The sequence below is a fragment of the Rhizobium sp. PvP014 genome, from assembly GCF_017876855.1.
Lineage (GTDB): Bacteria > Pseudomonadota > Alphaproteobacteria > Rhizobiales > Rhizobiaceae > Neorhizobium > Neorhizobium soli.
Window position 1 is genome coordinate 2,101,481 of sequence record NZ_JAGIOT010000002.1, and the last position, 24,850, is coordinate 2,126,330.

Annotated in this window: 26 protein-coding genes; 7 read left to right on the forward strand and 19 right to left on the reverse strand. The window is 61.5% G+C overall.

Features of this window, described 5'->3' with window-relative positions:
- Positions 1-126 precede the first annotated feature (126 nt).
- Together J3A65_RS14830 and J3A65_RS14835 are read left to right on the forward strand one after the other, a co-directional pair.
- Positions 127-783 (forward strand): DUF1007 family protein, encoded by a 657-nt coding sequence (locus J3A65_RS14830; RefSeq protein ID WP_209901939.1) that lies wholly within the window; start codon positions 127-129, stop codon positions 781-783.
- The gene (locus J3A65_RS14835) at positions 777-1,862 is read left to right on the forward strand and encodes a nickel/cobalt transporter (RefSeq protein ID WP_092659731.1); all 1,086 of its coding nucleotides are present in this window, start codon (positions 777-779) and stop codon (positions 1,860-1,862) included. Before J3A65_RS14830 ends, J3A65_RS14835 begins: the two co-directional genes overlap by 7 nt.
- A gap of 4 nt (positions 1,863-1,866) precedes the next feature.
- Here J3A65_RS14835 and J3A65_RS14840 read toward each other — a convergent pair whose 3' ends face one another.
- Positions 1,867-2,775 carry a LysR family transcriptional regulator gene (locus tag J3A65_RS14840; protein ID WP_209901941.1) on the reverse strand — a complete coding sequence of 303 codons (909 nt, stop codon included), beginning with the start codon at positions 2,773-2,775 and terminating at the stop codon, positions 1,867-1,869.
- 93 nt (positions 2,776-2,868) lie between these two features.
- On the opposite strand from J3A65_RS14840, the gene J3A65_RS14845 reads away from it, so the two are divergent.
- A complete protein-coding gene (locus tag J3A65_RS14845; RefSeq protein ID WP_209901943.1) occupies positions 2,869-3,744 on the forward strand; it encodes an aldo/keto reductase family oxidoreductase in 876 nt (291 codons plus the stop codon).
- An 88-nt stretch (positions 3,745-3,832) separates the two neighbouring features.
- On the opposite strand, the gene J3A65_RS14850 is transcribed toward J3A65_RS14845, so the two are convergent.
- The 5 genes from J3A65_RS14850 to J3A65_RS14870 all read right to left on the reverse strand — a co-directional run bounded on the left by J3A65_RS14850 (position 3,833) and on the right by J3A65_RS14870 (position 6,709).
- Positions 3,833-4,033: a hypothetical protein gene (locus J3A65_RS14850; RefSeq protein WP_062582124.1), complete on the reverse strand. Its 201-nt coding sequence runs from the start codon at positions 4,031-4,033 to the stop codon at positions 3,833-3,835.
- The gene (locus J3A65_RS14855; protein ID WP_209901945.1) at positions 4,030-4,725 is read right to left on the reverse strand and encodes a GNAT family protein; all 696 of its coding nucleotides are present in this window, start codon (positions 4,723-4,725) and stop codon (positions 4,030-4,032) included. The genes J3A65_RS14850 and J3A65_RS14855 overlap by 4 nt, the downstream gene beginning before the upstream one ends.
- A gap of 114 nt (positions 4,726-4,839) precedes the next feature.
- Positions 4,840-5,223 carry an ester cyclase gene (locus J3A65_RS14860; RefSeq protein ID WP_209901947.1) on the reverse strand — a complete coding sequence of 128 codons (384 nt, stop codon included), beginning with the start codon at positions 5,221-5,223 and terminating at the stop codon, positions 4,840-4,842.
- An 11-nt stretch (positions 5,224-5,234) separates the two neighbouring features.
- Positions 5,235-5,948, reverse strand: coding sequence for a tellurite resistance TerB family protein (locus tag J3A65_RS14865; RefSeq protein ID WP_062461148.1), 714 nt, complete (start codon positions 5,946-5,948; stop codon positions 5,235-5,237).
- 98 nt (positions 5,949-6,046) lie between these two features.
- Positions 6,047-6,709 (reverse strand): 2-dehydro-3-deoxy-phosphogluconate aldolase, encoded by a 663-nt coding sequence (locus J3A65_RS14870; RefSeq protein ID WP_209901949.1) that lies wholly within the window; start codon positions 6,707-6,709, stop codon positions 6,047-6,049.
- A 217-nt stretch (positions 6,710-6,926) separates the two neighbouring features.
- Between J3A65_RS14870 and J3A65_RS14875 the strand changes: the two genes are divergently transcribed.
- Genes J3A65_RS14875 through J3A65_RS14890 form a run of 4 tightly spaced genes read left to right on the forward strand, consistent with a single transcriptional unit; the run spans position 6,927 to position 9,650 of the window.
- The gene (locus tag J3A65_RS14875; RefSeq protein WP_209901952.1) at positions 6,927-7,424 is read left to right on the forward strand and encodes a CYTH domain-containing protein; all 498 of its coding nucleotides are present in this window, start codon (positions 6,927-6,929) and stop codon (positions 7,422-7,424) included.
- Positions 7,399-8,307, forward strand: coding sequence for a CHAD domain-containing protein (locus tag J3A65_RS14880; protein WP_209901954.1), 909 nt, complete (start codon positions 7,399-7,401; stop codon positions 8,305-8,307). The genes J3A65_RS14875 and J3A65_RS14880 overlap by 26 nt, the downstream gene beginning before the upstream one ends.
- A gap of 52 nt (positions 8,308-8,359) precedes the next feature.
- Entirely contained in the window at positions 8,360-9,304 is a 945-nt protein-coding gene (locus J3A65_RS14885) for a rhodanese-related sulfurtransferase (RefSeq protein ID WP_209901956.1), read from the forward strand.
- Between the two features lie 25 nt (positions 9,305-9,329).
- Entirely contained in the window at positions 9,330-9,650 is a 321-nt protein-coding gene (locus tag J3A65_RS14890; RefSeq protein ID WP_209903536.1) for a low molecular weight protein tyrosine phosphatase family protein, read from the forward strand.
- 12 nt (positions 9,651-9,662) lie between these two features.
- Here the strand turns inward: J3A65_RS14890 and J3A65_RS14895 are convergent, their stop codons facing one another.
- The 13 genes from J3A65_RS14895 to pqqE form a co-directional block, all read right to left on the reverse strand.
- Entirely contained in the window at positions 9,663-11,798 is a 2,136-nt protein-coding gene (locus J3A65_RS14895) for an EAL domain-containing protein (protein ID WP_245341686.1), read from the reverse strand.
- A 204-nt stretch (positions 11,799-12,002) separates the two neighbouring features.
- Positions 12,003-12,779 (reverse strand): MetQ/NlpA family ABC transporter substrate-binding protein, encoded by a 777-nt coding sequence (locus J3A65_RS14900; protein ID WP_062461166.1) that lies wholly within the window; start codon positions 12,777-12,779, stop codon positions 12,003-12,005.
- Between the two features lie 43 nt (positions 12,780-12,822).
- Positions 12,823-13,491 (reverse strand): methionine ABC transporter permease, encoded by a 669-nt coding sequence (locus tag J3A65_RS14905; RefSeq protein WP_062461169.1) that lies wholly within the window; start codon positions 13,489-13,491, stop codon positions 12,823-12,825.
- Complete coding sequence (locus J3A65_RS14910) at positions 13,481-14,515, reverse strand: ATP-binding cassette domain-containing protein (RefSeq protein ID WP_113167550.1); 1,035 nt, start codon at positions 14,513-14,515, stop codon at positions 13,481-13,483. The genes J3A65_RS14905 and J3A65_RS14910 overlap by 11 nt, the downstream gene beginning before the upstream one ends.
- 295 nt (positions 14,516-14,810) lie before the next feature.
- A complete protein-coding gene (locus tag J3A65_RS14915; RefSeq protein ID WP_062583082.1) occupies positions 14,811-16,187 on the reverse strand; it encodes a GH1 family beta-glucosidase in 1,377 nt (458 codons plus the stop codon).
- Between the two features lie 159 nt (positions 16,188-16,346).
- Positions 16,347-16,619 (reverse strand): Txe/YoeB family addiction module toxin, encoded by a 273-nt coding sequence (locus tag J3A65_RS14920; protein WP_062461172.1) that lies wholly within the window; start codon positions 16,617-16,619, stop codon positions 16,347-16,349.
- Between the two features lies 1 nt (position 16,620).
- A complete protein-coding gene (locus J3A65_RS14925; protein ID WP_092659709.1) occupies positions 16,621-16,872 on the reverse strand; it encodes a type II toxin-antitoxin system Phd/YefM family antitoxin in 252 nt (83 codons plus the stop codon).
- Positions 16,873-17,162: 290 nt separating this feature from the next.
- Positions 17,163-18,350 carry a Gfo/Idh/MocA family oxidoreductase gene (locus J3A65_RS14930; protein ID WP_209901958.1) on the reverse strand — a complete coding sequence of 396 codons (1,188 nt, stop codon included), beginning with the start codon at positions 18,348-18,350 and terminating at the stop codon, positions 17,163-17,165.
- Positions 18,351-18,501: 151 nt separating this feature from the next.
- Positions 18,502-19,557 carry a sugar phosphate isomerase/epimerase gene (locus J3A65_RS14935; RefSeq protein ID WP_209901960.1) on the reverse strand — a complete coding sequence of 352 codons (1,056 nt, stop codon included), beginning with the start codon at positions 19,555-19,557 and terminating at the stop codon, positions 18,502-18,504.
- Between the two features lie 229 nt (positions 19,558-19,786).
- Positions 19,787-20,752: a substrate-binding domain-containing protein gene (locus tag J3A65_RS14940; protein WP_113167792.1), complete on the reverse strand. Its 966-nt coding sequence runs from the start codon at positions 20,750-20,752 to the stop codon at positions 19,787-19,789.
- Between the two features lie 233 nt (positions 20,753-20,985).
- Entirely contained in the window at positions 20,986-21,984 is a 999-nt protein-coding gene (locus tag J3A65_RS14945) for an ABC transporter permease (protein WP_062461179.1), read from the reverse strand.
- A complete protein-coding gene (locus tag J3A65_RS14950) occupies positions 21,981-23,510 on the reverse strand; it encodes a sugar ABC transporter ATP-binding protein (protein ID WP_209901962.1) in 1,530 nt (509 codons plus the stop codon). The genes J3A65_RS14945 and J3A65_RS14950 overlap by 4 nt, the downstream gene beginning before the upstream one ends.
- A 191-nt stretch (positions 23,511-23,701) precedes the next feature.
- Positions 23,702-24,793 (reverse strand): pyrroloquinoline quinone biosynthesis protein PqqE, encoded by a 1,092-nt coding sequence (gene pqqE / locus J3A65_RS14955; protein WP_325263582.1) that lies wholly within the window; start codon positions 24,791-24,793, stop codon positions 23,702-23,704.
- Positions 24,794-24,850 lie beyond the last annotated feature (57 nt).

Sequence of the window (24,850 nt, forward strand, 5' to 3'; positions counted from 1 at the left end):
GAAGTCGAAATTCCGTCCCATTTCGGGGCCAGACCACAGCTTGCGGACGGACGAACGACACCCCTTTTGATTTGGCGCAGGTCCGGACGCAATGCCGCTGCGCAACTATGCTGGACCTGCTCGGATATGCGAAACAGACTTGCGACAATTCTGACGGCAGCGGCCCTGGCTGCACCCCTGGCCGTTCCCGCACCGGCTCTTGCCCATCCGCATATCTTCGCCGAGGCGCGGCTGGAAATTGTCGCAGGCGCCGATGGCACCGTGCAGGAACTGCGCAATGTCTGGCGCTTCGATGAAGTGTTCTCCTCGAGCGTGATTCTGGATTTCGACAAGAACGGCGATCTCAAGCTCGATCCGCATGAACTCGCCGAACTCGGCGAAACCATCCGCACCTCGCTTGCCGACTACCACTACTTCTCCACCGTGACGCTGGATGGCGCACAGATCGGCATAAAGAAGCCGGACGTCTTTCACACCACAATGCAGGACAAGCAGTTGATGCTGATCTTTGCGGTGAAGCCTGAAAAGCCCGTGCCGCTCAAGGGCAAGCTCACCTTCGGCATCTACGATCCCACCATGTACACGGCAATCGACTTCCCCACCGACAAGGATCTGGTGCTGAAGGGTGCCGCTTTCGAGAAGTGCCAGCACAAGGTCGTACGGCCCGATCCAGACGACGTGATTTCGCAAAACAGCGCGTCTCTGACAGATGCTTTCTTCAACGATCCGACGGGGACCGACATGACCAAGCTCTTTGCCACCCGCATGGAAGTGACATGCTGAGGAAAGCGTCGACCAGCCTGCTGTTTGCCGCTCTCGCGGCGGCGCTGGTCGCCACCGCCGCGCACGCCCAGTCGCCGCTCGGCGTCGGTGCAGCGGAACCCTCTTTCTCGGTGGGCGGGCCGCTTGCCCCCTTCTTCCAGTGGATCAACGCCTACCAGCAGGGCTTCTACCGCTCTCTGACCGGCGCGCTGCGGGCGATGCGCGAGGATCCGTCTGCACTTGTCGGCCTGATCGGCCTGTCTTTTGCCTATGGCGTCTTCCACGCCGCCGGCCCCGGCCACGGCAAGGCGGTGATTTCCTCCTACATGATCGCCAACGAAGTCGAACTGCGCCGCGGCGTCACGATCTCCTTCATCTCCGCGCTTTTGCAGGGCCTGGTCGCGATCCTCGTGGTCGGCGCTGCCTTCGTCCTGCTCCGCGGCACCGGCATCACCATGACCCAGGCCACCTGGACCATGGAGGTTGCAAGCTTTGCCATGGTCTCCCTGTTCGGCGCCTGGCTGCTGGTCAAGAAGATCCGGGCACTCCGCATGCGGGTCGTGCGCGCTCCAGACCGCGGCCGCACGGCGGCAGCGGCGACTTCAGCCGGCGGATCGACCGCCATGCTGTTCGACGGCTCTTCCAACGGACGACGCGCGACCGGTCTCAATTTCCAGGCGGTCGAGATCGACGACCACGCATTTCAGGGAGACAGCGACACCTGCGAGGCCTGCGGCATCAGCCACATGCCTGACCCGTCGACGCTCGGCGCCCGCAACTTCAACCTCAAGGAAGCTTGGTCGGCGATCATTGCTGTCGGACTTCGCCCCTGCTCCGGCGCCATCCTCGTCATGAGCTTCTCGCTTCTGAATGGCCTCTATCTCGGCGGCGTGCTGTCTGTCCTCGCCATGTCGATCGGCACGGCGATCACGGTGACGATCCTCGCAACGCTAGCCGTCGGCGCCAAGGATATCGCGCTCAAGTTCGCAGGCCCCGGCTCGCGCAGCGGACGACGCATCGGCCATGCGATCGAGATCGGCGGCGCCCTGTTCATCCTGCTGATCGGCCTTTCCCTGCTCGGCGCCTCGCTGCAGGGCTGAACGCTCAACCCGGCTGCGGCATCGCCTTGATGAAATCGATGAAGGTGCGCAGCGGAGCCGGCACCAGCCGTCGCCCTGGATAGTAGAGAAACGGCCCTGAGAATGAGGGCCACCACGGCTCGAGCACCTGCTCCAGCGCACCACTGTCAAAATGCGGCTTCAGCCAGTCCTCGAACAGCGCGACGATACCGGTGCCGGCAATCGCCGCGTCCACACCGAGATCGGACCCGCCACCCGCCTGCACGATCAGCTGCGCCGGTGGATCCACCACCACCTCTTCGCCATCGCGTTCGAACTCCCAGGGCGTCACCGGACGGTCCCTGAACCGGCTCCGGATGCAGGAATGCGCCAAAAGATCCCGTGGATGGTCCGGCCGGCCGCGCGCGGCAAGATAGGCTGGCGACGCAGCGAGTGCGAAACGCTGAACGCGTGGACCGATCGGCACGGCGATCATGTCCTGCTCCAGCCGCTCGTCATAGCGGATGCCGGCGTCGCAGCCGGCAGCGATGATATCGACGAAGCTCTCGTCGGTCATGATGTCGAGACGGATGTCCGGATAGGCAGCCAGAAACGCCGGCACGATCTGCGGCAGGACGATCCGCGCCGCACTGGCCGGCACATTCAGCGTCAACAGTCCCGCCGGCCGCCCCCGAAACCCGGCAGCCATGTCGAGCGCCGCTTCCATTTCCGATAGCGCCGGTCCCAGCCGGTCGAGCAGCGCCCTCCCCGCTTCCGTCGGCGTCACGCTGCGGGTCGTGCGGTTGAGAAGCCGGACGCCGATCTTCTCCTCCAGACGACGAACCGCGTCGCTCAATCCCGAAGCGCTGCCACCGGTCAGCCGGGCCGCATCGCGGAACCCTCTGGTCCTCGCCACCGCGACGAATGCTTCGAGATCACCAGCGTCGTATTTCATTGTCCGCCCTGCCGTACAGCCCGTTCGAATTGTAACCGATTATCGCGCGGGCTGGATAGCCCTATCTCTGCCTCACCGATAGGGAGTAAAACCATGACCAATCTTGAAAAAGCCGGCACCTATAAACTCGGCGACCGCGCCGTAAAGCGTCTCGGCTACGGCGCCATGCAGCTAGCCGGCAAGGGCGTGTTCGGCCCGCCGAAAGACCGCGCGGAAGCCGTTGCGGTGCTGCGCGAGGCCATCGAAGCCGGCGTCGACCATATCGACACCAGCGACTTCTACGGTCCGCATATTACGAACGAGATCATCCGCGAAGCGCTGCATCCCTATAGCGACGATCTCGTCATCGTCACCAAGGTCGGCGCCATCAGGGGCGACGACGCATCGTGGAACCCGGCCTTTTCGAAAAAAGCACTCACGAAGGCCGTCCACGATAACCTCAGGAACCTCGGTCTCGATGCGATGGAGGTGGTCAACCTACGCTCCATGCTGGATGTCCATGGCCCGGCCGAAGGCTCGCTCGAAGAACCGCTGACGATCCTTGCCGAACTCCAGCGCGAGGGCCTCATCAAGCATATCGGCCTGTCGAACGTGACGCGAAAGCAGGTTGAGGATGGCCGCAAGATCACCGAGATCGTCTGCGTCCAGAACCAGTACAATCTCGCGCACCGCGACGACGATGACCTCATCGATCATCTGGCGGCAGAAGGCACGGCCTACGTCCCCTTCTTCCCGCTCGGCGGCTTCTCGCCCCTGCAATCCTCGACGCTGTCGGATGTAGCAGCAAGGCTCGACGCAACGCCGATGCAGGTGGCACTGGCCTGGCTGCTGAAGCGCTCGCCGAACATCCTGCTGATCCCGGGCACCTCGTCGCGCGGGCACCTGCGCGAAAACCTCGCCGTCGCCGACATCGAACTGTCGGAAGATGTGATGGCGGAGCTGGAAGCGATCGGCGCCAAAGCGGCTTAAGGGCGAGCGGCTAGCTTTCCACACTCATCCCTGTGACAGGCACAGGGATGAGAACGTCTTCACGCTTGCGCCCGACCATACCCTGCAATTACTTCCGCCGCTGATACCTTGCTCGCAGCCAGAAGATCAGGAAGAAGCCGAGAACCAGCAGCGCGCCGACGAAAAACGCCAGCAGCGGCGAGTAATTGCCGATCCACAACACGATGGTCGGCATGAGATAGATGACCACCGCCGCGCCGAAGAGAATGGCGGCAGCCGCGATCGCCTGTGATTTCGCTTCTGGCGTCATGTGGTTTTCCCGCCGGCAAATTCGGCCCTCAGATCTTCCAGCCGCTTTTTCTGCCGGCCGGCATCGTCGAAATTATCGGGCGAGAGCCAGGCCTCGAACCCGGCCTTGATCACCGGCCACTCGCTGTCGATCATCGAGAACCAGGCCGTATCGCGGTTGGCACCGCGCGAGATGATGTGCTGCCGGAACACGCCTTCGAAGGTAAAGCCGTAACGCAGCGCGGTCACCTTGGAAGGCTCGTTCTCGTTGTGGCATTTCCATTCGTAGCGACGATAATCCAGCGTCTCGAACACGTGGCGAGCCATCAGGTAATGCAGCTCCGTCGACATCGGCGACCGCTTCATGGCAAGCCCATGCGCCACGGACCCCACCTCGATCACACCGTTCTTCGGGTCCGGCCGCATATAGCTCGCCATGCCGACAACCGCGCCAGAGGCGTTTTCACGCGCAACCAGCGTTACGAAGCCAAGGTTCGCATTCACATTGTCCAGCCACGCGCCAAACTCTTCGGCGTTCGAATATTGATCGTTCGGAAAATAGCGGATCAGCTCGTTGATCCCCTCGGCACCCCCAAGTGCATCCCAAAGATCAGCCAGATGCTTCTCCCGGTCATAGGGTTCGAGCGTCAAGAACCGTCCGGCCAGCGTGACGGGTGTCGGAGCGGAAACTTTGTAATTGGCGAGATCGCGCATTCGGGCGGTTCCAGCAAGCTGCGCAAGGGCTGCCTCGCAACCCCTGCAGATGAGGCCTCAAGGCTTAGGCCAGCGCCTGTCGAAAGGCAACCGGCCGAAGCTGATCGACGGAGCTCACAGCTGCGCTTCGATGGCGGCCTTGTCGACAATCGACCAGACCTGCACGATCTTGCCGTCGCGGAACCGATAAAAGACGTTTTCACTAAACGACACCCGGCGCTCATTGACCGGAAGCCCCAGAAACTCGGCCCGAGGCGAACAATCGAACAGCAACCGGCTGACCACATGCGGCGGATCGACGACCAGCAGATCAATGCTGAAGCGAAGGTCGGGAATATCGCTGAAATTCCCGACGAGCATGTCGCGGTAGCCGGACAGCCCGAGCGGCCGGTCGTTATGGATGACACCGTCATCCACAAAGTCCCCGAGCCGCTCCCAGTCCTGCCGGTTCAGGCAATGGATGTAATCGCGGTAGATGTCACCGAGATCGTTACCCATGTTCTCGCCCTTTAAGCGGGCACTTTTGCCGCGGTGACCGTGGCATCGATATGCTCGAGCAGAGCATCGGGCAGACCCAGGCGTCCCGCGAGAAGATCGAGGTAACCGCGCTCGGCCCGTGTATCGGGATCGATGGTCATGCGGGTCGCGGTGTAAAGCTCCACCTTCTGCTCCTCGGTGCGGGCAGCGGCGACCAGATCGTCGATATCGACGGGGTTCGCAAGCTCGTCGCGGATGAAGGCTTCCGCCTCGTCGCCGAGATCGACCTCATGCACCTTGTTCATGATATTGGCCCGCTCGGCCGCATCGATATGACCGTCTGCCTTAGCGGCGGCGATCATGGCGCGCACCAGGGTCAGGGCGAAATCGTTGGTCAGCTCAGGCGACTGCAGCGAAAACGGGCTGTCCGGCGGCGGCAGCGCGATAGGCTCTGCAGCAGACGGCGTCGGCTGAATCGCGGCCTGCGGCGACTGCCCGGATTTGTAGTTCTTGTAGGCGAGATAGCCGAGACCCGCGACGGCTGCGATGCCACCCACGGTCACCACATTGCCGGCAATCTTGCGGCCGGTCTTGGTGCCGAGAAGTGCGGCGGCAATGCCTGCAGACTTCAACGGATTGTTCTTCGCCATATCGCCGAACTGCCCAGCCCGGCCCTTCACGCTTCCCGAAAGACCGGGAACCTGCGAACCCAGGAACTGGTCAAGAAGCTTTTTTGCGTCGAACATCCGTATCTCCTACTGTTGAATTCGAACACGGAGATAGGAACGGCAGCCCAGGAAAACAATTTTCCCGCGCCGCCGATAACGAAAATGTCAGAACGGATTTAAGCCCTGAGCGCGAATGCCTCGGAGGCAAGCTTGGTGATGGCGGCCCAGTCGCCGGCTGCGACGAGTTCCTTCGGGGCTACCCAGGAACCGCCGACGCAGATGACGTTGGGGAGCGACAGGTAATCGTTGGCATTCTTCAGCGAAATGCCGCCGGTCGGGCAAAACAGCGTGCCTGCGAGTGGCGACGAAAGGGCCTTCAGATAGGCGGAGCCGCCGGCCTGTTCGGCGGGAAAGAACTTCATCACGTTGTAACCGGCTTCCCGAAGCGTCATCACTTCGCTGGCAGTCGCTGCACCCGGCAAAAGTGGGACCGGCGAATCCTTGGCGGCTGCCAGAACACCCGGAGATACGCCCGGCGAAACGATAAAGGTCGAGCCGGCCTTCACGGCGGCTTCCCAGTCTTTCGCGTTGAGGATCGTGCCGGCACCGACATTGGCGCCTTCGACTTCGGCTGCAACCGCCTTCACGGCGTCGAGTGCTGCCGGCGTGCGCATGGTGATCTCGATCGCCCGGAGCCCGCCGGCGACCAGCGCCCGGGCGAGCAAGACAGCCGACTTCGCATCGTCAACGATCAGCACCGGAACGACGGGCTGCAATTTCAGGATGGTCAGCAGCTTTTCAGTCTTGCTTGGGTTCTGGCCCGGATTCTGGTCAGCCATGAAGAACACTCCCTAAAACGATTGAAATTCCTTGCCCGGAAATAACGGTCGATCACGTCATTGTCGAGAACAAATCCCCCGATCGACGCAACCTCGGGCCCCTTGCCGACTTCTCTTAAGCACCCGGCCGAAGCACCGCTTTACCATGCTCTTGCCGATACTCTTGCCCTTGTGCATCTTTGCGCTACGGTACATCTCCACAACCAAGACGAGGCCCATGGGACAGGAAATCGAGCGCAAGTATCTGGTCAAGAACGATGCCTGGCGGAACGAGGTCGCATCCTCCTCGCGGTTCCTGCAGGCCTATATCGCCGTTGCCGCTGATCGCTCGGTTCGCGTTCGCATCATGGATGACGAGAAGGCCAAGCTGACGATCAAGATCGGCTCGGAATTGTTCTCGCGCTCGGAGTTCGAATACGAGATCCCGCTCGCCGATGCCAAAGACATGGCAGCAGGTGCCACCGGCATCGTCCTCGACAAGACCCGCTTCAATGTCGAGCATCAGGGCTACACCTGGGAAGTGGATGTCTATGAGGGCGTCTATAACGGCCTGGTTGTCGCCGAGGTCGAACTTCAAAGCGAAACCGAACGTCCGCCGATACCGGACTGGATCGGCGACGACGTCACCGGCGATCGCCGCTATTCCAATGCCGTCATGGCCAACCAGGATCTGAGCAGGGAGCTTCTCGATGGCCTATCGCCTGAGACCCGATAAGCCGTTTACCGCCGAATTCGTTGCGGTTGCCGAGCAGCAGCTGTCGAAGGCTGTCCGTTATCTCGCCGACAAGCCCGACGGAGAACACACGGCGATCCACGATGCGCGCAAGCGTTTCAAGCGCGTGCGGGCGCTGTACCGCCTGATCCAGCCGGATGCCAAGGAATTCAGAAGCCGGGAAAACACCCGGATCGGCGACATGGCCCGCAGCCTCTCTGCCGTGCGCGATGCAACGGCACTTGTCGAAACGGTCGATTATCTTGCCGGCCAGTCCACGTTGCCGGAAGAACAGGCAGCACTTGCATTTGCCCGCGACGCCCTTTCCAAACGCCGCGACGAGATTGCCAAGCACCAGGAAGACTTGCCCGCCCGCATGGCGACGGCGGTGATCATCTGCCACGAAGCCATCGACGCGTTGCACGGCCTCTCCCTCGACGACCGGCCGGAAAAGACCGCCAATCGGCTTGCCAAGGTCTGGAAGAAACAACGCCTGCAGGCGATCGCCGCGATAAAGGAATGCGAAGGCAATGCCCATGCCGAGGCATTCCACGAATTGCGCAAGAGCGGCCAGACCTACTGGATGCATCTTGCCCTCCTGCGCGACATCTGGCCGTCGGCGATGCGCGCCAAACAGGCCGAGGCGAAATCGCTGGTCGATCTCTTAGGTCACGAGCACGATCTTTCCGTTCTCTCGGGCCTCGTCAACGAAAGCCCCGACCTTTTCGGCGACAGCGACACGCTGGCGCGGCTACTCGCCGCCATCATCGCCCGCCAGCAGGCACTCCGGAAAGAAGCACTGCCGATCGCCCAATCGGTGTTTTCCGACAGTGCCGCCACGGAAAGCAAGCTTGTCGCACTCCTCTGGAAACACGCGGCGTCGTGACGACGACGCCCGATCCATTGCGCAACAGCGCATCTGGTTGTATGGGACCGGCATGACCGAAAGCCACCTTCTCCCCCGCCCCGAAGCCACGGGCGCATTTCTCGTTGCCGCGCTCTATCACTTTGCGCGGTTCGAACGATTTGGTGAGTTCCAGACGCCGCTGCAGGCCTTTTGCGACGCGCGCGGCATCAAGGGCACGCTGCTGATCGCGCGCGAAGGCATCAATGGAACTGTGGCGGGCTCCGACACTGATATCGCGGAGCTTCTGACGTTCCTACGCGCCCAGCCGGAATTCACCAGTCTGGAGCACAAGGAAAGCCGCGCGTCGAAAATGCCCTTCGTGCGCATGAAGGTTAAGCTCAAGAAGGAAATCGTCACGATGGGGGTCGAGGATATCGATCCCAACAGAATCGTTGGCACCTATGTCGAGGCGAAGGACTGGAACGCGCTGATCTCGGATCCCGAGACCATCGTCATCGATACGCGCAACGATTACGAGACTGCGATCGGCATCTTCAAGGGCGCAGTCGACCCCAACACCAAGACGTTTCGCGAATTCCCGGACTGGGTGAAGAACAATACCGGCCTGCACAACAAGCCGAAGATCGCCATGTACTGCACTGGCGGCATCCGCTGCGAAAAGGCAACAGCCTTCATGAAGCAGCAGGGTTTCGAGGACGTCTACCACCTGAAGGGCGGCATCCTGAAATATCTCGAACAGGTGCCGGAAGAGGAAAGCCTGTGGGAAGGCGCCTGTTTCGTGTTCGACGAGCGCGTCTCCGTCGAGCACGGCCTGAAGGAAGGCAACCACAAGCTCTGCCACGCCTGCCGCAATCCGATCACCGCCGAAGATGTCACCTCGCCCAAGTATGAGGAAGGCGTCTCCTGTTCCCATTGCTACGACAGCCGCACCGAGGAAGACCGGTTGCGTTACCGTCAGCGGCAGCTCCAGATCGCCCTCGCCAAACAGCGCGGCGTCAAACATATCGGTAGCTGAGCGTCCGCGAGAAGGATGGAGTAACCTGAAAAACATCCTTTTCGTCTGCAGCCAGAACAAGCTGCGCAGCCCGACGGCCGAGCAGGTTTTTGCAGAATGGCCCGGCATCGAGGTGTCGTCCGCCGGCACCAACAATGATGCCGAAAACTCTCTCTCAGCCGAATTGATCGAATGGGCCGACATCCTCTTCGTCATGGAACGGACCCACCGGGCAAAGATCCAGCAGAGATACCGATCGAAGCTCAAGGGCAAGCGGCTGATCTGTCTCGATATACCTGACGATTACGACTTCATGGATGCGGGCCTGATTGCAATCCTGAAGACAAAGGTGCCGCGGCATCTCTAGCCTGAGACGTTTTCAGGCAATCCGCTTTCCGTCCCGTCCCCGGTCGGTGCGGTAAATGACGTCGATCTCATGGGCTTCCATCGGCCGACCGAAGAAATAGCCCTGCAATTCATCACAGCCCGTCATCCGCAACTTCAACGCCTGGTCCTCGCTCTCGACGCCTTCCGCCGTCACCGGCATGCCGAGCGAACGGGCAAGCGCCACGGTCGCCTGCAACGTCTGAACCGCGTGGTCACCCTCGGACATCGCATGCACCAGCGAGCGATCGATCTTCATCCGGTCGAAACCGAACTGCCGCAGATATCCGACGCTCGAAAAACCAGCGCCGAAATCGTCCAGAGCAATTTCGACACCGAGCTTTTTCAGCCTGGCAATCGCTGCGCGAGCGCGGTCTGGGTTCTGGATGAAATACCCCTCGGTCATTTCCAGCGTGATGCGCGACGGATCGGTTCCGGTCTTGCGGAACATCGAGGCCACATGCTGCGAAAATTCGGGATCACGGAACTGGCCGGGCGAGATATTGACGGCAAGCTTGATGCCGGGCCAGTCGGCGATGCGCTCGCAGGCCCGGTGCATGACGAACAGACCCAGCTGGTCGATCAGTCCGCTTGATTCCGCAATCGGAATGAACACATCCGGCGGCACCGGTCCGTAACCCTTGCGGGTCCAGCGGGCCAACGCTTCGACGCCGATCAGCCGCCAGTTCGTTGCATCCACCACGGGCTGGTAGACGATGTTGATTTCGCGCCGCTCGATGGCGATCCGCAGGTCCACTTCCAGCCGGTTGCGCTCCTCGCGCTCGGCATCCATTTCCGGCCGGTAATTCTCGTAACGGCCGCGGCCGGTTTCCTTGGCACGGTACATCGCCATGTCGGCCCGACGGACAAGCTCTTCTCCCGGCACGTTGCCGCGCGGCGAGATGGCGACACCGATACTGGTTCCGATCACAGCCACCCGTTCGCCGATGACGAAGGGCTCGCCGAAGAAGCCGAGAATGCGGTCGCAGAGAACAGGTGCCACCGGAGATGCCCCCATCACCGGCAGAGCGATGGCGAATTCGTCGCCGCCGACGCGCGCCAGGATCGCCTCGCTGCCAACAAGCGTCTTCAACCCGGCCGCCACGCCGCGGATCAGCTTGTCGCCGGTCCCGTGACCATAGGCATCGTTGACCTCCTTGAAGCCATCGAGATCCAGATAGAGAAGCAAAACATGCGCGCCCTGCGCCCGGCTTTCGAGAACAAGGGCGTCGAGAGCGGTAAAGAAACCTGAACGGTTCAAAAGCCCGCTCAACCGGTCGCACATCGCGAGCCGTCTCGCATCGGCTTCGTCGCGCTTGAGCTGATTTAGGGTGATGCTGCCACTGACCACGAGCAGCAGGAAAAACAGCCCGACCATGGCAAGCGCGCCATAGACCAGAGGCTGCACCTGGGAGAAGCCGAGGTCGCCCGGACGCCGCGGCTGCCACGAAAGCTTGACCAAAAGCTTGCCGTGCAGGTTGCGAAGTTCGACACTGTTGCTGGTCTGATCGGTCTTGTCGATGAACCGCAAACCCTCGACAACATAGGTCCTTGCAAGTTCCGCCACCTTCTTTTCGTCCAGCTGGCGGGCAAAGACGAGAAACCGTCTCTCCGAGAGCGGCTTGTCGAGCGCGCCGGATTTTTCGCGCACCAGGGCGACGCCGACAGCCGCAACGCCGTCGCGTGTCTGAACAAAGCCCGTGGCTTCCGGCAGACCGTCGCGACCCGTGGACAGGACCCGATCGAACAAGGTCCAGAGCGACGTATCGAAATACTCTCGCGGGTTCCATTCTGCCGGACGTCCCTCCTGATAGGACATCAGCACGTTGCGCTCGGTGTCCATCACGATCGCGATATCGAACAGGCCGCTGTTGGACGTCATATCGCCGTAATTGCTGACAACCCAATCCTGGCCATCCGGGGCATAGACGAACTGGGCAGCATCATCCCATGCCGAATAATCGTTGAGGGTGGCCTGAAGCTGGGTTCGGAAGGTCTGCAGCGCGCCTTCGGTGGTCTGCATCGAGCGGCTGTCGTCATACCGGTTGGCATAATCTGCAATGCGGCCGACGGCCGTCAGAATGAAGACGGTCACGAGCGTGACGACGACTGCGAACAGGACAAGTTGCATCGCCACGACAGACCGACGGCCGGCCGGAACGGAACGCCGGAAATGTGACGGCATGAACAACAATAGCCCGCCCCTTCATTAAGGGGGCCACATTGGACGGCGATCTCTTCAGATATCGTTAACTTCAATAAGAAAAGCCGGTCTCCGCGGAGACCGGCCTCGATTAGATCACTTCACTCTGAGATCCTATCGTCTTTCGACGTGTTACCAGGACGGAATGACGACGCCCTTGAACGTGTCGAGCACGAACTGCTTCACCTCAGGGCTGTGATAGCTGTCGACCAGCGTCTTCACCCAGGCGGCATCCTTGTCCTTCGCGTTGATCGCGATGATGTTGATGTAAGGTGCCTTTTCGCCTTCCTTGGCGATCGTGTCCTTGGCCGGGTTGAGACCGCCCTCGACCGCGAAGTTGGTGTTGATCACGGCCGCGTCGACGTCATCGAGCGAACGCGGAAGCTGAGCTGCGTCGAGCTCGGCAAATTCGATCTTCTTCGGGTTTTCGGTGACGTCGGCCGGCGTGACCTTGAGGCCCTTGTCGGCATTGAGCTTGATGAGACCCTTGTCGGCGAGGATCAAAAGCGCGCGACCGCCATTGGTCGGGTCGTTGGGGATCGAAACCGTAGCACCTTCCTTCAGTTCGTCGAGGCTCTTCACCTTCTTGGAATAGACACCCATCGGGAAGTTGACGGTTGTGCCGACGGCGATCAGGTCGAACTTGCGGTCGGTTACCTGATTGTCGAGATACGGCTTGTGCTGGAAGGAATTGGCCTGAAGTTCGCCATCAGCCAGCGCCTGGTTCGGAACGACGTAGTCGGAGAATTCGAGGATATCGATGTTGAGGCCCTTGGGGGCTGCGATTTCCTTGACCTTTTCCATGATCTGCGCGTGCGGACCGGGCGTCACGCCGATCTTGATGTCTTCGGCAAAGGCCGATGCGGCAGTGAGCGCACTGAAGGCGGCCGCGAGAATGATGTTCTTCATGTCTGTCTCCTTGGATTTGAAAGAATGAATGGCTTGTTCTTGATCAGGTCTTGCGGTTGCGCCTGTCGAACCGTCGGGCAAGACTGTCGCCGGCGCTCTGGACCAGCTGAACCAGAACGATCAGCACCACGACGACGGCAAGCATGACTTCCGGCATGAAGCGCTGGTAACCGTAGCGGATCCCGAGATCGCCGAGACCACCGCCGCCGACCGCACCGACCATCGCCGAATAGCCGATCAGGCTGACCATGGTCATGGTGAGCGCGAGGATCAGGCCGGGCCGGGCTTCCGCGAGCAGCACCTTGAAGACGATCTGCATCGGCGAAGCCCCCATGGCGCGGGCCGCCTCGATGAGACCGCTGTCGATCTCGCGGATCGCCGCCTCCACGAGCCGCGCAAAGAACGGAATGGTGGCGATCGTCAAAGGCACGATAGCCGCATTGGTGCCGATCGAGGTTCCCGTGATCAACCGGGTAAACGGTATGATCGCAACGACCAGAATAATGAACGGCGTCGAGCGCGCGGCATTGACGATGAGGCCGATGACGCGGTTCGCCGCCGGTGCCGGAAACAGCTCGCCACGGCCGCTGGTGGCAAGAAAAATGCCGATCGGCAGTCCGATGGCCGAGCCGATCAGGCCGGCGATCGCCACCATCTGCAGCGTCTGGGTCAGCGCCTTGGTGAGAAGGTTGATGAGCATCTCAAGCGACATAGCCGAGCACCTCCGTCTTCAGGCCGGTCTCGGCATAGAATTGTTGCGCCCGCGCCATCACGGCCGGGTCGGCGGAATAGGAAACGACCAGCGATCCGAAAGGCTCGCCGGCGATCTCCTCGATCGCGCCCGCCAGAATGTTGACGTCGGCGCCCAGTTCGGCAACCAGACGTCCCGTCAGCGGCTTGAAAGCCGTGTCGCCGAAGAACACCAGCCGCACCAGCGCCCGGTCCCCCGCCGATGGTTGCCGTTTGATGCCGTTGCGCAGCCATTCCGGCAGGTTGAGCGAAGAGGCAAGCAGCGTGCGCGTCGTCTCGTGCCTGGGGTCGGCGTAAACCTCGAACGTGCGCCCGGCCTCGACGATGCGACCCGCATCGATCACCGCCACATGGCTGGCGACCGTTTTCACCACTTCCATTTCGTGCGTGATCAGAAGCACCGTCAGCCCGAGTTCGGCGTTGATGCGCTTCAGAAGATCAAGGATCGAATGCGTGGTCTCCGGATCGAGCGCCGAGGTGGCTTCGTCTGAGAGCAGCAGTTTCGGATCGGTCGCCAGCGCGCGGGCAATGCCGACGCGCTGCTTTTGCCCACCCGACAGCTCGGACGGGTAACGCCCGGCCTTGTCGCCGAGACCGACGAGATCGAGCAGAGGCCCGACCTTGGCCTTGATCGCCGCCTTGTCCACACCGGCAATCTCGAGCGGCAGCGCCACATTGTCGAACGCGGTTCGCGAGGACAGCAGATTGAAATGCTGGAAGATCATGCCGACCTGGCGGCGCAGCGAACGCAAACCATCTTCGCCGAGCCCGCCCACTTCGACGCCATCGACCACGACCGTGCCGGACGTCGCCTTTTCAAGCCCGTTGACCAGCCGGATCAGAGTCGACTTTCCGGCCCCGGATCGGCCGATGATACCGGCGATGGAGCCGCGGGCGACCGAAAAATCGATACCGTCGAGCGCGGTGAATTCGGGCTGCCCGGACGCACCGCCGAACCGCTTCACCACCTTTTCGAACGACACCATGGGCGCAGCATTCGCCACGTCAGGCGAAGCGGCATCGGCCACGGCAGTAACAAGTGTCATGATAAGCTCACACGTTCAGTCAGGTCATCCCGGCGACAAGGGTCGCCGTCTCAATTCATGCAGCCAAGCGGCACGTTCGATGACAGGTGACTTTGCGGAGCATTCGATCGGCTTTCAATGAAGCCGGGAGGCCTCGTTATTGATGGCGCATCAATGCCCCGCCTGCGCCACATTTTACAGGGATGAGATTTCAAATTCGGCGAAAACGAGAAAAAATCTTCTACGCAGCGCAAAATTAAGCCGGTGCGTGGTTACCCTTGGGGAACTCTGCAGCCAGATCCCGATACCATTTGCCGCTCTGCTTGATCGTGCGAACCTGCGTCTGATAGTCGACATGGACGAGGCCGAACCGCATCTGATAGCCCTTGGCCCACTCGAAATTGTCCATCAGGCTCCACGCGAAATAGCCCTTCATCGGATAACCGTCGCGGGCGAGATCCGCGACGACGCCGAGATGTTCGACATAGTAGTCAAGCCGCATCGTGTCATCGATTGTGCCGTCGGCGCCAAGATCGGTATTGTCGCAGGCACCGTTTTCCGTGACGTAGCATTCCGGCAGGTCGTAGCGACGGTAGAGATCCTCGACCAGCAATTTCATGGCGGGCGCATAGATCTCCCAGCCGATATCGGTCACCGCCGTTTCGACGAAGGGCGCAGGCTGCGTTGCCGGGAATTCCGCACCCTCAGCGGTATCGGCAAGAACGCGCATCGGCGTGTAATAATTGAGGCCCCACCAGTCGAGTTTCTGGTTGATGACGGCAAGATCGCCGTCTTCCACTTTCGGCATCCGATCGCCAAGCGCCGACATCAGCGACGCCGGATATTCGCCCTTGAACACCGGGCCGAAAAAGGCGCCGTTGTGGAAGTCGAAGGCACGCTCGGCAGCAGCGCTATCTTCGGCGCTATCGGAACCCGCAATGACGGAATGTGCGTTGAGGACGAGACCAACAGGCACATTCGGCGTCACATGCCGGATCGCTTCGACCGCCAGTCCATGCGCGAGATTGGTGTGGTGCATGGCGGCAAGGGCCGCCTCCATGTTGCGCTCGCCCGGCGCATGCTCGCCGTAGAGGTGGCTCAGCCACACCGAGCACCACGGTTCGTTGAATGTCGCAACCGAATCCAGCCGGTCCCCAAGACGCGCCATCACCACCTTGGCGTAGCGCTGGAAGGCGTAGGCAGTCGATCGCGCGGCCCAGCCGCCGTCGCCCATCAGCGCCAGCGGCAGGTCCCAGTGATAGAGCGTCGCGAAGGCCTTGATGCCGCGCGCCTTCAATCCGTCGATCAGCTTGTCGTAGAAATCGAGCCCCTGCTCGTTGATCCGGCCGGTGCCCTCAGGAATGATCCGCGGCCACGCCAGCGAGAACCGGTAGGCGGAAACGCCCATGTCCGCGATCAGATCGAGATCCGCTTCCCAGCGATTGTAGTGATCGCAGGCGATATCGCCATTGTCGCGGTTGTGAACCCGCCCCGGCATGTTGGAAAACGCATCCCAAATGGACGGCTTCCTGCCATCCGCCTTGGTCGATCCCTCGATCTGGTAGGCGGCGGTCGCAACGCCAAACGTGAAGTCACCCGGGAAGCGGGCTGCGAGAATTTTGGGATCAGTCATGAGGATGCCGCCATATGGAGGTGCGACCGAGACAATGACCCCGGCCGTCATAGCAGCGACGTGTACCCAAATGCCCGCCCGTTGTACAGGTATTGGAGCGCGAAAACCCGTTCAGCGCGACGAGCTCGTTCGCGATTATCGTCTTAAGTACGCTCTATACTATCTCTCATAGTGAAAACGGCACTGGATGATTTGAAGTTGCTGGGTGCTTCCTTTACCCGACACACAATACACCAGTCGATGCTCCCCAAGAATGCGCCTCGACCAAAACCCGGAGAGACTGCCCTTCAGCGGTTCCGGTTTTCCAAGCCCCTTGAAGGGCGATCTCTTCGTATCCCTGATCAGCTCGTTGATTTTCTCGACCATCGATTGATCGACGCTTTGCCAGTATTGATACTCTTCCCAGGCGTTTCCCGTCCAGAGAAGGTTCATGTCAGAGAGTCGGGTCTTTTTCGATCAGCTCTTCTCCGCGAAGCTGCGCAATACTCTCGCGCAGCCGATCAGAATTCGCTGGAGTGGAAAGAAGGTGCAGAGTTTCCTGCATGCTCTCGTATTCGCCCTCAGCAATCAGAACCAACGCCTCTGACCCCTGACGCGTGACCAGCAAAGGAGCGCGAGAGGCGATCACGTTGTCGAAGTGGGTCGCAATGTTCTGCCTAAACTCGGTCAAACGAACGTGGGCCACAATGCTCTCCTCTCAGAATGTACATATATCTGTACAGATTGAATGGAAATGTCAATATTGGGCTCCTGACACTGGAGGTAGATCCGGCCGCGGCGAGGGTTCCAACGCCTATCCGGGTGCCGCCACCTCTTCCCCAGGCCCCTCATCCGGCTGCGTCCTGCGGACCCTTCTCTCCGCAGTTGGGGAGAAGGTCCTTTGCCGCACGCGCCTTGCCCCGATCGAGCCACGTCCCCTCTCCCCGTCTACGGGGAGAGGGTTAGGGTGAGGGGCAGACGCCGCCCACCAAGTCTTTACACCTTCACCCAAGCACCATTGTTCCGAGACGACTCCACGCAGGCCTCGACAAAGGCGACGCCCTTCACGCCGTCGTCGACGGTTGGATAGATAACCGCCTCGTCCAGTTTCGCGCCCGTCCGGTGGGCGTGAATTGCCAGTGCCGCCTCCGTGTAGATCGTTGCAAAGGCTTCGAGATAACCTTCCGGATGACCCGATGGAATGCGGGAGACACGCGCAGCAGCGGCGCCGGAACCGGCGCCATTGCGGGTGATCAGCCGCTTTTCTTGCCCGAACGGCGTGAACCAGAGGTAGTTCGGATCGGCCTGCACCCATTCGATGCCGCCCTTGGTGCCGTAGACGCGGATCTTTAGGCCGTTCTCATGGCCCGGCGCCACCTGGCTACACCAGAGCATGCCCTTGGCCGGCTTCTCGCCGTGTCTTGCCGCGAAGCGCAGCATGACATGGGCATTGTCGTCGAGCCGGCGGCCTTCGACGAAACTGTCGAGATCGGCGGCAAGGCTGTCGAGCGTCAGCCCTGTGATGAAGCAGGCGAGGTTATAGGCATGCGTGCCGATATCGCCGGTCGAGCCGCCGGCACCGGATTGTGCCGGGTCGGTGCGCCACACCGCCTGCTTGGCGCCGGTCTGTTCGACCGCCTCGGTCAACCAGTCCTGCGGATATTCCGCCTGAACGATGCGGATATCGCCGAGAGCGCCGCTCTCGACCATCTCGCGGGCCTGGCGCACCATCGGATAGCCGGTGTAGTTGTGGGTGAGGATGAACAGTGCGCCGCTCTCGTCGGCTACCTGCTTCAGCGCCTTCGCGTCGGCAAGGTTGGAGGTCAGCGGCTTGTCGCAGATGACGTGGATACCGCGCTTGAGAAAAGCTTTGGCGGCATCGAAATGAACATGGTTCGGCGTGACGATCGACACCGCCTCGATGCCGTCCTCACGCTCCGCCTCGCGGCTCGCCATCTCCTCATAGGAGCCGTAGGTTCGGTCCGTATCAAGCCCGAGTTCCCGCCCCGATGCCGCCGATTTCTCCGCCGTCGAGGAAAGCGCGCCGGCGACAAGCTCGAACCGGTCATCCAGCCGCGCCGCCATCCGGTGCACCGCGCCGATAAAGGCACCTGATCCGCCGCCGACCATGCCGAGCCGGATACGGGGTGCGCGTGTCTGTTCGTCCTTGGCTTCGATGGTCACGATGATGTCTCCTTGGAAATTCATTGCGGGGAAAGTCCCCTCTGGCCTGCAGGCCATCTCCCCCACAAGGGGGGAGAGACCCCTCCGCAACGTCTCGGGTCATGACCGAAGGGTGCGGCAGGTTAAGCCCTCCCCTTGTGGGGAGGGGTTTCTATGAAAGCCCCAGCATCCGCCTGTTGGCCGCCTCGTCCGTGCCGCCGGCGGCAAAGTCGTCGAATGCATGTTCCGTCACGCGGATGATGTGGTGCTTGACGAATTCCGCGCCTTCGCGGGCTCCGTCTTCGGGATGCTTCAGGGCGCATTCCCATTCGACCACGGCCCAGCCGTCGAAATCGTTGGCCGCCATCTTGGAAAAGATCGCCCCGAAATCCACCTGACCATCGCCCGGCGAACGGAACCGTCCGGCCCGGTTCACCCAGCTCTGGAAGCCGCCATAGACGCCCTGCCGCCCGGTCGGATTGAACTCCGCGTCCTTGACGTGGAACATCTTGATCCGGTCTTTGTAGATGTCGATATTATCGAGATAATCCAGGCATTGCAGGATGTAGTGCGAGGGATCGTAGAGCATGTTGGCGCGCGGATGGTTCTTTACCCGCTCCAGGAACATCTCGAACGTGACGCCGTCATGCAGGTCCTCGCCGGGGTGGATTTCGTAACACACGTCGACGCCGTTTTCGTCCGCGTGATCGAGGATCGGCGTCCAGCGGCGGGCAAGCTCGTCGAAGGCGGTCTCGACCAGACCGGCCGGGCGCTGCGGCCAGGGATAGATGTAGGGCCAGGCGAGCGCGCCGGAAAAGGTGGCATGCGCCGTGATGCCAAGATGCTTCGAGGCTGTGATCGCCATCTTCACCTGCTCGACCGCCCATTCCTGACGCGCCTTCGGATTGCCGCGCACTTCCGGCGCAGCGAAGCCGTCGAAGGCGTCATCATAGGCCGGATGCACGGCGACCAGCTGCCCCTGAAGATGGGTGGACAATTCGGTCACTTCGACACCGTTCTGGCGGGCGACACCGGCGAACTCGTCGCAGTAATCCTTCGACGAGGCAGCTTGTCTGAGGTCGATCAGCTGGCTCGCCCAGGTCGGCACCTGCACACCGAGATAACCCTTGTCGGCCGCCCATTTGGTGATGCCGTCCCAGCTGTCGAACGGCGCCTTGTCTCCGGCAAACTGACCGAGAAAAATGCCCGGACCCTTGATCGTCTTCATGGTGTTTCCTTTCCGATATGCCGCCCTCGATGTCGGGCTCGGTGCGTTCCGCAAACTCTCCGGCATTCCTGTGCTTGTCACAGGAATCCAGTGACCCGATTTCCGTCGGGTCAGAGCAATTTTCTTCAGCCCAGCGACTTGGGCTGGCTTGAATCCCTGTCACGAGCACAGGGATGACGCGAGGAAAGAGGGCGTCTTGCGACAAACGCCCCCTCTCGCCTTGGTGATCTCAGAACGGCGAGTCGGCGAAGTAGAAGTTCTGCGCATTCTCCTTCGTCACCAGCGTGGCGTCGAGGATATAGTTGCCGCTGACCGGGACCTGATCGTAGAAGTTGGCCGCCGTCAGCTGCATGGCGGTTGCCACCATCGCCGGCGGATAGAGCACGTCGACCGGCATCATCTTATCGCCGTCCATGACGCGCTTGATCATGTCCTTGGAGCCGGCACCACCAACGACATACTGAATGTCGGTGCGCTTCGCCTGCTCGATCGCCTCCAGCACGCCGACGGCCATGTCGTCGTCCTGGCACCAGACCACATCGATCTTCTGATGCTTGGTCAGAAAATCCTGCATCACCTTGAAGGCGTCGTCGCGGCTCCAGTTGCCGTATTGGCGCTCCAGCACCTTCACCTTGGAACCGGCGATCCCCTTGTCGAAACCGTCCTGGCGCTGCTGGTCGATCGGGATCGGCAGGCCGCGGATCACGACAACCTGCGCTTCCGGCGTCTTCTCGGCGATGTACTTTCCGGCCACTTCGCCAAGCGCCGGGTTGTTGCCGGCCACGTAGAGATTGCGGATCGTGTTGTCGTTGACCGATGGTGCACGGTCGACCAGCGCCACGAACTTGCCGTCGTCCTTCACCTGCTGGATCGCGGTGACCAGCTGATCCGGATCGCTCGGCAGGATGACGAGCGCATCGATGCCCTGCACCGCCAGATCCTGCACCGCGTTTGCCTGGCTCGCCGGATCCGCCGAGGTCTTCACGATGACAGTGAGGCCCTTGTGCTCGGCCATCAGAAGTTTCGCGACGCGTTCGGCATGGAACACCACGCCAGCCGTCCAGCCATGGTCGGCCGCCGGAATGGACACACCGATCGTCACCTTCTTCGCCTCCTGTGCAAGCCCGAGGCTTGGTGCGGCGGCAACCGACGCTGCAAGTCCTGCAACGCCGAGACCGAATGTTCTTCTATGCATGTTCTCTCTCCCAGAGTTTAAGGGGTCATCCTCCCGAAACCGGACCCGCCCCAGAGGCCCGGCCAAACCATTGGTCTCAGCGACCCGAAACCCCTCCCCGCCCTGCCCACAAGGGGGCGGGCTTAACCCGGCAGCTAACGCCAACACTCGATCGAGGCAGGCGATTGCGGCGAGTCTTCTCCCCCCTTGTGGTGGAGATGGCCGGCAGGCCGGAGGGGTCCCGTAACAACCTCTTACTTTCGCATCAGCGACCTCTGCACCAGCATGGCAATGATAATGATCGCGCCCTGGATCGCCCCGATCAGATATTCCGACACGAAGTTCGACAGGATCATGATGTTGCCGACGATTTCCAGAATGAAGGCGCCGCAGATCGTGCCCCAGATGCGACCGACCCCGCCGCGAAGTGCCGTCCCGCCAACAACGACCGCCGTGATCGCCTGCAATTCCCACAGGATGCCTGTCGTCGCAGACGTCGATCCCAGCCGCGGCACGTAGATCATGACAGCAACAGCCACGCAGAGCCCCTGCACCACATAGGCGATGGTGCGCACCTTGTTGACCGAAATGCCCGAATAGCGCGCCACTTCCTCGTTCGATCCGACGGCGATCACATGACGGCCATACCGGGTGCGGTAGAGCACGAAGGCAGCGAGCGCCGCCGTCACGAAGATCACGATGATCGGGATCGGCACGCCGAACACGTCGCCGAAATAGACCGGCCGGTAGAGCTGCTGCAACTGCCGGTCCTTGAGCGTGATCGCACCGCCCTGGGAAAGCCACGTCGTCAGGCCGCGATAGATCCCCATCGTGCCGAGCGTCGCGATAAACGGCTCGATCCGCCCGAGCGTGGTGATAAGCCCGTTCGCCAGCCCGCAGGCCGCCCCCAGAACCAGCGCCACCGCCATGCCGGCCATCAGCATCAGCATCGGATCGGCAATCACGCCTGAGTTCATGAACAGGATCATCAGGCTGGCGACAAACGCCACCATCGCCCCGACCGAGAGATCCAGTCCCCCCGCCGAGATCACATAGGTCGCCCCAAGCGCTATCACGGCGATAAAGGCGCTGCGGGTGATGACGTTGGTGAGGTTGGCCAGCGACACGAAATTCGGGTTGGCGAAATAGCCGAGCACCAGAAGCAGCGCCAGCGCAACAAACGGCGCGATGGCCGCCATGTCCCAGTCGCGCGAAGTCTTCGGCGCCTTCGTCTCGGTTACGACCGCACTCATGCCGCCTCCCCCGCACCGACATTGACACCGGTTGCAAGCTGGACGATCTCGTTTTCCGTCATGTGGTCTCCCTGAACTTCGCCGACGATCCGGCCGCCGCGCATCACCAGGATGCGGTCGCAGATGCCGATCAGCTCCGGCATTTCGGACGAGACGACGATGATCGAGCGCCCTTCCGCGGCCAGAGCAGCGATGAATTTGTAGATCTGTTCTTTGTTGCCGATATCGATGCCGCGCGTCGGCTCGTCGATGATGACAACCTGCGGATCGAGCAGCATCATCTTGGCAAGCAGCAGTTTCTGCTGGTTGCCGCCGGAAAGCTGTCCTGCGAGGATCGTCTTCGTGCCGGTGCGGATGTCGAAATCCTCGATCGCCTTGTCGAGCGCCTGCGCCTCTCGCTTGCGATCGATCTGCAGGCCACGGATGAACTTGCCGAGCGAGGCGAGCGTCAGGTTGACGGTCAGGTCCTTGGTCAAGAGCAGGCCCTTGCCCTTACGGTCCTCGGACAGATAGGCGACGCCCGCCTTGAGGCTCGAATGCACGTCGGTAAACTGAACCGGCCGGCCCCGTAGCGTCACCTTGCCCTTGGCCGGTCGAAGTCCGGCCAGCCCTTCCATCAGTTCGGTGCGACCGGCGCCGATCAGCCCGGCAAAACCGAGGATCTCACCCTTGTGCAGGGTAAACCCGGCATCGCGCGCGTAGCCCGGCACATCGAATCCTTCCACCTGAAGCACCGTTTCGGGCTCAACGGCCGCCTGCCGGTCCGGGTAGAGCTTTGCCACATCGCGGCCCACCATCAGACGCGCCATGTCGGCCGGTTCCAGCTCGCTTGTCGGGTGCGAAGCGACCAGTCGCCCGTCGCGCAGCACCGTCACGCGGTCGGCGATCTCCTTTACCTCCGGCAGCCGGTGCGAGATGTAGAGCACGCCGACGCCCTTGGCGCGGATATCGGTGATGACCTTCAACAGCGCTTCGGTTTCGTGCGGCGTCAGCGAAGCCGTCGGTTCGTCGAAGATGACGATGCGATGCGGCACCAGCAGGACCCGCGCGATCTGCACCAGCTGGCGCTGCGCGATCGAAAGTCTTGAGACGATGGTCTCGGGATCGATATCGGCACCCAGATCGCGGATCGCGTCTGCTGCGCCCGCATTCATCGCCCGGTCATCAAGCGCGATGCCCTTTCGAACCTCGCGACCGAGATAGATGTTCTGCGCCACCGTCAGATCCGGTGCGAGAAGGATTTCCTGATGCACCAGCACGATGCCATGCTTTTCCGCATCGACCGGCCCCGAAAAGCTGACGACCTGCCCGTCGATCGCAAGTTCGCCGCTTGTCGGCTGATGGTTGCCGGCAAGGATCTTCATCAAGGTGGATTTGCCGGCGCCGTTTTCGCCGATGATCGCGTGGACCTCTCCGGCACGAACAGTGAGCGCGATATCCTTGAGGACTTCGACAATGCCGAACGTCTTTGAAAGGCCGCGCGCATCGAGCAGAGGCGCAGCCGTTTGCCCGGGCGCATCAACCATGCACCGGCCTCAAAATCTGAAGCGTCGTGAAGCAGCCGCAACGCGGCACGCCCACAACACCTGCCTCCTCGCAAGTGGTGTGATGCACTGAAATTCCTCCCTGAATTTCAGGCTATCGAAGAATTTGAGGTACGTAAAGCAGTTTCAGCTCATGAGCTTCGTTCACATTCGCGACACCACCGGGAGTGGCGTTAGCGGCCGCGATAGACGAATTCAGGCGGCTCGGCGCGGCTGTCGATCTCTGCCTGCTCGACCAGGAGATGGCGCATCGGCGACAGGATGCAGACCGGGTCGGTGGTCGCGGCGTCGCCGGCCAACGCCATCGCCTGGCAACGGCAACCGCCAAAATCCACGCCCTTGCGATCGCAGGACCGGCAAAGATCCGGCATCCAGCTGTCGCCCCTATAGGCGTTGAACGCCTGGCTGTCATACCAGATGTCGGTCAGCGACATGTCGCGCACGGTCTCGAAGTTGAGCGACGGAATGCTTTCGGCCGCATGGCAGGGCAGAACCTTGCCCGATGGCGTAACATTCAGGCCCGTGCGTCCCCAGCCGCCCATGCAGGCCTTCGGAAAGGTCGAGTGGTGATCGGCCGGCACGTAATCGATGACGATGATGCCTTCCAGCCGTTTGCGCGCTTCCTCAACAAAGGCGTTGGCGTGCAGCACCTGTTCCTTGGTGGGCATCAGCGCTTTGCGGTTCTTCTCGGCCCAGCCGTGAAACTGCACGGTGGCGATCTCGATGCGGCGCGCACCGAGTTCGACGGCAAGATCCAGCATGGCGCCCAGCTCGTCCATGTTCTGCTTGTGGCAGACGGCGTTGACGGTGAGCGGGATGCCGGCCGCATGTGTCCACTCGGCCACCGCGATCTTGCGATCGTAACCGCCTTTGTAACCACCCACCTTGTCGGCCAGAACAGGCGTCGCGCCCTGGATCGAAAGCTGCAGATGATCGAGCCCGGCCGCGGACAGCTCGGCGATGCGCTTCTCATTGAGGCCAATGCCCGACGTAATCAGGTTGGTATAAAGCCCGGCCTTGGCGGCCGCCGCCGTGAGCTCCACCAGATCGCGCCGCGACGCCGGTTCGCCACCCGAGAGATGCAGGTGCAGCACGCCAAGTGCTGCTGCTTCCTGAAACACCCGGATCCATTCCTGCGTGGAAAGCTCGGTGCTGATGCCTTCCAGCTCCAGCGGATTGGAGCAATAGGGGCAAGCCAGCGGACAGCGATGCGTCAGCTCCGCGAGCATGGCGATCGGTGCGGGAATGCGGATACGACCCGTCACCCCGTCCCGGTCGGTCCATTCGCTCGTTCTGTCGCTTATCCGCGCAATGCTGACATG

Bases quoted from the DNA above. Each gene is read 5' to 3' on its own strand.
- J3A65_RS14830 (WP_209901939.1), top strand. From the start codon at position 127: ATGCGAAACAGACTTGCGACAATTCTGACGGCAGCGGCCCTGGCTGCA.
- J3A65_RS14835 (WP_092659731.1), top strand. From the start codon at position 777: ATGCTGAGGAAAGCGTCGACCAGCCTGCTGTTTGCCGCTCTCGCGGCG.
- J3A65_RS14840 (WP_209901941.1), bottom strand. From the start codon at position 2,775: ATGAAATACGACGCTGGTGATCTCGAAGCATTCGTCGCGGTGGCGAGG.
- J3A65_RS14845 (WP_209901943.1), top strand. From the start codon at position 2,869: ATGACCAATCTTGAAAAAGCCGGCACCTATAAACTCGGCGACCGCGCC.
- J3A65_RS14850 (WP_062582124.1), bottom strand. From the start codon at position 4,033: ATGACGCCAGAAGCGAAATCACAGGCGATCGCGGCTGCCGCCATTCTC.
- J3A65_RS14855 (WP_209901945.1), bottom strand. From the start codon at position 4,725: ATGCGCGATCTCGCCAATTACAAAGTTTCCGCTCCGACACCCGTCACG.
- J3A65_RS14860 (WP_209901947.1), bottom strand. From the start codon at position 5,223: ATGGGTAACGATCTCGGTGACATCTACCGCGATTACATCCATTGCCTG.
- J3A65_RS14865 (WP_062461148.1), bottom strand. From the start codon at position 5,948: ATGTTCGACGCAAAAAAGCTTCTTGACCAGTTCCTGGGTTCGCAGGTT.
- J3A65_RS14870 (WP_209901949.1), bottom strand. From the start codon at position 6,709: ATGGCTGACCAGAATCCGGGCCAGAACCCAAGCAAGACTGAAAAGCTG.
- J3A65_RS14875 (WP_209901952.1), top strand. From the start codon at position 6,927: ATGGGACAGGAAATCGAGCGCAAGTATCTGGTCAAGAACGATGCCTGG.
- J3A65_RS14880 (WP_209901954.1), top strand. From the start codon at position 7,399: ATGGCCTATCGCCTGAGACCCGATAAGCCGTTTACCGCCGAATTCGTT.
- J3A65_RS14885 (WP_209901956.1), top strand. From the start codon at position 8,360: ATGACCGAAAGCCACCTTCTCCCCCGCCCCGAAGCCACGGGCGCATTT.
- J3A65_RS14895 (WP_245341686.1), bottom strand. From the start codon at position 11,798: ATGCAACTTGTCCTGTTCGCAGTCGTCGTCACGCTCGTGACCGTCTTC.
- J3A65_RS14900 (WP_062461166.1), bottom strand. From the start codon at position 12,779: ATGAAGAACATCATTCTCGCGGCCGCCTTCAGTGCGCTCACTGCCGCA.
- J3A65_RS14905 (WP_062461169.1), bottom strand. From the start codon at position 13,491: ATGTCGCTTGAGATGCTCATCAACCTTCTCACCAAGGCGCTGACCCAG.
- J3A65_RS14910 (WP_113167550.1), bottom strand. From the start codon at position 14,515: ATGGTGTCGTTCGAAAAGGTGGTGAAGCGGTTCGGCGGTGCGTCCGGG.
- J3A65_RS14915 (WP_062583082.1), bottom strand. From the start codon at position 16,187: ATGACTGATCCCAAAATTCTCGCAGCCCGCTTCCCGGGTGACTTCACG.
- J3A65_RS14920 (WP_062461172.1), bottom strand. From the start codon at position 16,619: ATGAACCTTCTCTGGACGGGAAACGCCTGGGAAGAGTATCAATACTGG.
- J3A65_RS14935 (WP_209901960.1), bottom strand. From the start codon at position 19,557: ATGAAGACGATCAAGGGTCCGGGCATTTTTCTCGGTCAGTTTGCCGGA.
- J3A65_RS14940 (WP_113167792.1), bottom strand. From the start codon at position 20,752: ATGCATAGAAGAACATTCGGTCTCGGCGTTGCAGGACTTGCAGCGTCG.
- J3A65_RS14945 (WP_062461179.1), bottom strand. From the start codon at position 21,984: ATGAGTGCGGTCGTAACCGAGACGAAGGCGCCGAAGACTTCGCGCGAC.
- J3A65_RS14950 (WP_209901962.1), bottom strand. From the start codon at position 23,510: ATGGTTGATGCGCCCGGGCAAACGGCTGCGCCTCTGCTCGATGCGCGC.